Origin of the sequence: Streptomyces sp. NPDC021115 (genome assembly GCF_044333065.1) — a bacterium.
Classification (GTDB): domain Bacteria; phylum Actinomycetota; class Actinomycetes; order Streptomycetales; family Streptomycetaceae; genus Streptomyces.
Map to the genome: position 1 here is coordinate 1 of NZ_JBIRQF010000046.1, position 7765 is coordinate 7765.

Annotated in this window: 1 protein-coding gene; it reads left to right on the plus strand. The window is 66.8% G+C overall.

The genetic code is table 11. The annotated features are described in order from the left end of the window. Nucleotides 1–7765: amino acid adenylation domain-containing protein (locus tag ACH4TL_RS45660; RefSeq protein ID WP_398425535.1), on the plus strand; the 7765-nt coding region annotated here is incomplete at both ends.

Consider the following 7765-nt stretch of genomic DNA (forward strand, 5'->3'; position numbering starts at 1 on the left):
ATCGTGCCGACGGTGCTGGGGTTTGATTCCCGGCGGCGGGTGGATGAGTTCCTGACCGCGTTGCAGTCGGTGGTCGACCGTCACGACATCCTGCGTACGGCTGTGCTGTGGGAGAACCTGTCTCAGCCCCTGCAGGTTGTCCAGCGGCGGGCGGTGCTTCCTGTTGATGAGGTGACCCTTGCCCGGGGTGCGGATGATGATGTGCTGGCCGCGTTGTTGGCGGCGTGTCCGGCGGCGATGGATATCCGTCGGGCGCCGATGATTGATCTGACGATCGCTCATGACGTTGTGGGGGATCGGTGGCTGATGGCGTTGCGGAGTCATCATCTGACGCGTGACCATCAGGCGTTGGAGATTCTTCTTGATGAGGTGCGTGCGCATCTTGAGCATGAGCAGGAGCGGCTTTCCGAGCCGGCGCCGTACCGTGATTTTGTTGCGCATGCGCGTCTGGCTGTTTCGGCGGAGCAGCATCAGGAGTATTTCGAGCGGGTGCTGGGTGAGGTGGAGGAGCCGACCGCTCCGTATGGTGTCCTGGACATCCGTGGTGATGGCAGTGGGACCAGTGAGGCGGTGCTGGAGCTTGATGGGGTCGTGGCTGAGCGGTTGCGGGTGCAGGCGCGTCGTCATGGTGTGAGCGCGGCGGCGTTTTTCCATCTGGCATGGGCGCGGGTGGCGGCTGTGACGTCGGGGCAGACGCATCCGGTGTTCGGCACGGTACTGCTGGGGCGGATGGATGCGGGGGAGGGGTCGGCCCGTACTCCTGGTCTGTTCATCAATACGCTGCCGATCCGGGTGGACGCGACGCAGGGGCTGGGTGCGGGGCTGGAGGTAATGCAGGTCCAGCTGGGTGAGCTGTTGCGGCATGAGCATGCGCCGCTGGCGCTGGCGCAGCAGGCCACCAGTGTGCCGGCACAGAGTCCGTTGTTCACCTCACTCCTCAACTACCGTCACAGCAGGCCCAGTTCAGATTCCTTGACGGGTCGGCTTCCGGATACCGGGATCGCGGGGATCGATATCCTGCATGCTGAGGAGCGCAACAACTACCCGCTGACGGTGTCGGTCGATGACACGGGTGTCGGGTTCCGGCTGGTGGTGCAGGCGGCAGCTCCGATGGATTCGGGTGTGGTCTGCGGGTTGTTGAACACGGTTGTGACGAATCTGGTCGCTGCTCTGGAGGACGACCCGGGTACCCACCTCGACCGGATCGGGGTCCTTGATGGCCGGCAGTACGAACAGCTGCTGACCGCCTGGAATGACACGGCACGCGAGGTGGCACCCGCGACCCTGCCGGACCTCTTCGAGGCACAGGCCGCCCGGACGCCCGACGCCGTCGCCGTGGTCGATGCACGGGGGAGCGTGACGTACGCGGAGCTGAACGCGCGGGCCAACCGTCTGGCACACCTGCTGGCGGCCGGAGGCATTGGACCCGAGGACGTGGTCGCGGTGTGCCTGCCCCGGTCTGTCCGGCTGATCTCCACGCTGCTGGCCATAGCCAAGGCGGGTGCCGCCTCCCTGCCGCTGGACGCGGACTATCCGGTGGAACGGTTGGCTGCGACGCTGGCGGACAGCCACCCGGCTGCCCTGATCACGACCGGCACCGACACCGACGCCAGCGTTGCCACCAACACGCGGCGTATCGACCTGGATGCTCCAGGGACGATCAGTGCGCTCGGCCGGCAGCCGGTGTCGGACCCGGTGTGCTCGAGTCGTCGCCCGGAGAACCCTGCCTACATCATCTATACGTCCGGTTCCACAGGCCACCCCAAGGGCGTCGTCATTGAGCACCGTGCCTTGGCCCACTACCTGCTGTGGAGCCTGGACGCCTATCCGTCCTTGGCCGGGCAGGCCCTGCTGCACACGTCGCCCGCATTCGACCTCGCGGTAACGACGCTGTACGGGCCGCTCTGTGCCGGCGGACGCATAGTCATCGGCTCCCTGGACGAGGATGCCGAGGCGGCCCGTGAGGTGACTTTCCTCAAGGGCACGCCCAGCCACATCCCGCTGTTGCGCGGGCTGCCGCACTTCCTTTCCCAGGGCGGTGAGTTGGTCGTCGGCGGCGAACAGCTCACTGGGGAAACGCTTGCCCCGTGGCTTACGGCCCATTCCGCAACGGCAGTGGTCAACGAATACGGTCCGACGGAGGCCACCGTCGGATGTATCGAGTTCCGCATACCGCGGGGTGAGGGTGTTCCGGCCGGGGTTGTGCCGATCGGTCGGCCGCTGTGGAACACCCGCGTATATGTGCTGGACACTGCGCTGCGGTCAGTGCCGGTCGGTGTGCCAGGTGAGCTGTACATCGCAGGTGCGCAGTTGGCCCGGGGGTATCTGAACCGTCCAGGACTGACCGCGGAGCGGTTCGTCGCCTGCCCGTTCGGGGCTCCCGGTGAACGTATGTACCGCACCGGCGACCTGGCGCGCTGGCGTGCGGACGGAGCGCTGGACTACCTGGGCCGTACCGACGACCAGGTCAAGGTCCGGGGATACCGCATCGAGCCGGGCGAGATCGAGACAGTTCTGGTCGGGCGACCGGATGTCGCCCAGGCCGTAGTGGTCGTCCGCGAGGATGTCCCAGGGGACAAGCGGCTCACCGCCTACCTTGTTCCGAGCGTCGACACCGTGGTGGACCCGTCCGCGGTGCGGACCGGTCTCGCGGGTGCCCTGCCGGACTACATGGTCCCGTCCGCGATCGTCGTACTGGACACGCTGCCGCTGACTGCCAACGGCAAGCTGGACCGGCGTGCCCTGCCGGCACCCGACCACGCGGCGGTACTGGAGGCCTCCTACCGGGCGCCGCGCACAGCTGACGAGCAGCTGGTCTGCGAGGCATTCGCCGAGGTACTCGGCCTGGACCGGGTCGGCATTGACGGTAACTTCTTCGAACTCGGTGGGCACTCGCTCCTCGCAGTAACGTTGGTCGAACGCCTGCGCACGCGTGGCCTGCCGATATCCGTGAAGGCCTTGTTCCAGTCGCCGACCCCTGCCGGGCTGGCCGCTGTTGATGCGACCCAGTCCTTTGTGGTGCCGGAGAACCGGATTCCCCGGGGGGCCACCGTGTTGACTCCCGAGATGATCACTCTCGTGGAGCTGAGTGACGCCGACCTTGGGCGGATCACTGAAACTGTTCCGGGGGGTGCGGCGAATGTTGCGGACATTTATCCGCTGGCGCCACTACAGGAAGGTATCTTCTTCCATCACGTACTGGATGCCGAGCAGGGCCGCGATGTCTACGCCCTGCCGACAGTGCTGGGCTTCGACTCGCGACAGCGTGCCGACGAATTCGTGAACGCATTGCAGTCGGTGGTGGACCGTCATGACATCTTGCGCACCGCCGTGCTGTGGGAGAACCTTCCCCAGCCCCTCCAGGTCGTCCAGCGGCGGGCCTCGCTGAGGGTCGAGGAGGTCACCCTCCCCCGGAGCGCTGATGATGACGCCCTGACTCTGCTCCTCGCGGCCTGTCCGGCAGCGATGGACATTCGCCACGCGCCGATGATCGATCTGACGATCACTCACGACGCTGAGGGGGATCGTTGGCTGATGGCGTTGCGGAGTCATCACCTGATACGCGACCACACGGCCCTGGAGATCCTCCTCGACGAGGTGCGGGCGCACCTCGAGCACGATGAGGAGCGACTGCCCGAGCCGGCTCCGTACCGCGATTTTGTGGCCCACTCGCGCCTGGCAGTGCCGGAGGAGCAGCACCGCGCCTACTTCGAACGGACTCTGGGCGAAGTAGAGGAGCCGACTGCTCCTTACGGCGTCCTGGACACCCATGGTGACGGAACCGAAGCAGGCGAAGCCACCCTGGAACTCGCCCCGGGCACTGCGGAGCGGCTGCGGGTGCAAGCGCGTCGACACGGGATCAGCGCGGCCGCGTTCTTCCACCTTGCCTGGGCACGCGTCGCCGCCGCGACCACTGGCCAGACTCACCCCGTCTTTGGCACCGTCCTTCTCGGGCGCATGGACGCAGGAAACGCTTCCCACCGCACCCCCGGCCTCTACATCAACACTCTCCCCATCCGCATCGACACCACGCAGTCCCTGACCAACAGCCTCATCGCAGTACAAGTACAGCTGGCCGAGCTCCTCCGACACGAACACGCCCCCCTCGCTCTCGCCCAACAAACCACCAATATCCCCGCACAAAGCCCTCTGTTCACCTCCCTCTTCAACTACCGCCACAGTCCAGCGGCCACCTCCGAGGAGACCGGTCTGGTGGAGAGCGGGGCCGCCGGCATCGACATCCTCTATGCCTCCGAACGCACGAACTACCCGCTGACGGTGTCGGTCGATGACACGGGTGTCGGATTCCGGTTCGTGGTGCAGGCGGTCGCTCCGATGGATTCGGCCGCGGTGTGTGGTCTCTTCGAGACCGCTGTGACGAACCTGGCCGAAATGATTGAGGAGCGGCCTGACACTGCGGTGGATCGGGTTCCGGTTCTCGACGACCGGCAGCACGAACAGCTGCTGACCGCCTGGAACGACACCATGTCCGAGGCGGCGCCCGCGACCCTGCCGGAACTCTTCGAGGCACAGGCCGCTCGGACCCCCGACGCCGTCGCCCTCGTGCGGACCCGCAGCATGGACGAAGGCTCCGCGCGTGGCGCGCTCCCGGAAGGCGGAACGGACCACGAGACGGTGACGTACGCCGAACTCAACGCCCGCGCCGACCGCCTGGCCGAGATCCTGTCCGGTTACGGGGCGGGGCCGGAGACGCTGGTCGCGGTGTGCATGCAGCGTTCCACGGAACTCGTCACCACCTTCCTGGCAACGGCCAAGGCCGGTGCGGCGTTCGTCCCGTTGGACCTGCGCTCGCCGGTCTCGCGCATGGTAGCCATTCTGTCGGACGCCCAGACGCACCTGCTGCTGGCCGATCCTGGCCTGCGGGAGCACGACATCGTGCGTGCGGCGGAGGAGCAGGGCACCCAAGTCGTCTTCATCGACTCTGATACGTTCGCCGAGCCGGGAACGGCGGACGCGAAAGCCGTTTGCCCGGCGCGGGTGCTGCCGAATCAAGCCGCCTATGTCATGTACACGTCCGGGTCCACCGGTACCCCCAAGGGCATCGTCACCACCCATGCCGACGTCACCACCCTCCTGCGGGACTCCCGCTGGAACATCGGCCCGGCGGACCGGGTTCTCTTTCACGCCCCTCACGCATTCGACGCATCCACCTACGAACTGTGGGCCCCCCTCGTGCACGGCGGCAGTGTCTCCGTCGCCCCTGAGGTCAAGTTCGACAGCGCCGCTCTGCACCACCTGATCACCGACACCCGGGTCACCCACATCCACGTCACCGCTGGGCTGTTCCGCGTCATCAGCGAGGAGCAGCCCGAGATCTTCGCCGACGTGACGGAGGTTCTCACGGGAGGCGACGTCGTACCGCCCGCAGCGGTCATGCACCTGCTCAAGGCTGTGCCGCACCTGACGGTGCGCCACCTGTACGGCCCCACCGAGACCACCCTGTGCGCCACCCAGCACCTGGTGACCACCGAAGCCGACCCTGGTCCTACACTTCCCATCGGAAGTCCGATGGAGGACACACGTGTGTACGTGCTGGATGCTGCGCTGCAGCCGGTGCCGGTCGGTGTGCCGGGTGAGCTGTACATCGCTGGTACTGGTCTAGCGCGGGGGTATCTGAACCGTCCGGGGCTGACGGCGGAGCGGTTCGTCGCCTGTCCGTTCGGGGCTCGCGGTGAACGCATGTACCGCACGGGCGACCTGGCGCGGTGGCGTGCGAACGGGACGCTGGATTATCTGGGCCGTACGGATGACCAGGTGAAGGTCCGCGGCTTCCGGATCGAGCCGGGTGAGATCGAGGCGGCCCTGCTCGACCGGCCCGGTATAGCCCAGGCCACCGTGATGGTCCGTGCGGACACCCCCGGCGACAAACAGCTGACCGCCTACGTTGTGCCCGTCGAGAGCACGGTCGTGGACACGTCCGAAATCCGGACCGCCCTGGCTGCGGTGCTGCCGGACTACATGGTCCCGTCGGCGGTCCTCGTACTGGACACGTTGCCGTTGACGGTGAACGGCAAGCTGGACCGGCGTGCTCTGCCGGCCCCGGACCACACCGCCGCACTGGAGGCGTCCTATCGGGCCCCGCGCACGCCGGACGAGCAACTTTTGTGCGAAGCGTTCGCCGACATCCTGGGGCTGCCGCAGGTCGGCATCGACGACAACTTCTTCGAACTCGGCGGCCACTCCCTCCTTGCCACTCGGCTCGTCAGCCGCGTTCGCTCGACCCTGCAGGTCGAACTGCCCCTCCGGGCCATCTTCGAAAGTACCACCGTGGCCGCTCTGGCCCCCCGGCTGACCGAGGTCGACCAGGCGGTACCGGCACTGGTGGCCACGGCTCGGCCGGACGTCGTGCCGCTCTCCCTGGAGCAGCGACGGATGTGGTTCCTGAGCGAGCTGGAGGGAACGAACGCGTCCTACAACATCCCACTGACACTCCGGCTCGAAGGTCCGCTGGACCGGGCGGCACTGGAAAGCGCCCTGCGGGATGTGGTGGAGCGCCACGAAATACTGAGAACGGTGTTCCCGGCTCCGGAAGGAGAGCCGCGCCAGCACGTCCTCAGCCCGAGTGACTACCACTGTGACCTGACCGTGGTCGAGACCGCGGAGGCGAACCTCGGTGCCGCCTTGGCGGAGTTGGCTTCGCGCCCCTTTGACCTGAACACCGAGATCCCGATCCGGGCGAACGTGTTCGCGGTCGGGCCGGACGAGCACGTGCTTCTGGTGGTGATCCATCACATCGCCGGCGACGGGTGGTCGATGCGGCCACTGGCACAGGACCTCTCGGCCGCCTACGGGATGCGCCGCCTCGGCCGCACGCCTGACTGGGTACCCCTCCCGGTTCAGTACACCGACTACACGATGTGGCAGCGCGAACTGCTCGGAGCGGATGACGACCCGGAGAGCGTGGTGTCACGCCAGCTCTCCTACTGGCAGAAGACCCTCGACGGCGCCCCCCAGCAACTCGACCTGCCCACGGACCGTCCTCGCCCCACGGCCCTGACTCACCGTGGCGACGTCGTGGAACTGGCCATCTCCGCAGAACTGCACGAGGACCTGGCCCGGCTTGCGCGTGCAGAGGGAGTGACCATGTTCATGGTGCTCCAGGCTGCCTTGGCCACGCTGTTGTCCCGGCTTGGCGCGGGTACGGACATCCCGCTCGGTACGGCGGTTGCCGGTCGGACGGATTCGGCTATGGAAAGCATGGTGGGCTTCTTCGTCAACACTCTGGTGCTGCGGACGGATCTCTCGGGTTCGCCCACGTTCTCCGACCTCCTTCACCGGGTTCGGGAGGCGGGACTGGAGGCGTTCGCGCACCAGGACGTCCCCTTCGAGCGACTCGTCGAGAGCCTGGCCCCCGCTCGTTCGCTGACCCATCACCCCCTGTTCCAGGTCATGCTGGTCCTGCAGAACAACGAGAGCGCCGCGCTCGACCTGCCCGGTCTGCGCGTCAGTGGTATGCCGGTCAGCAGCAGGCCGGCCAAGTTCGATCTCGACTTCACCTTCGAGGAGTACTTCACGGCCGATCGGCGCCCTGATGGGCTGCTGGGCCGGATCGTCTACGCCCAAGACCTCTTCGACCAGCGGACGGTTGAAGAGTTCGGCTCCAGGCTGCACCGCGTACTGCTGGCCATGGCCACGGATTCCGGCCAAAAGGTCGGTGGGGTGGAGGTGTTGGGTGAGCGGGAGCGTGAGTTGGTGGTGTCGGGGTGGAATGACACGGCGCGTGAGGTGTCGGCGGGGACGTTGC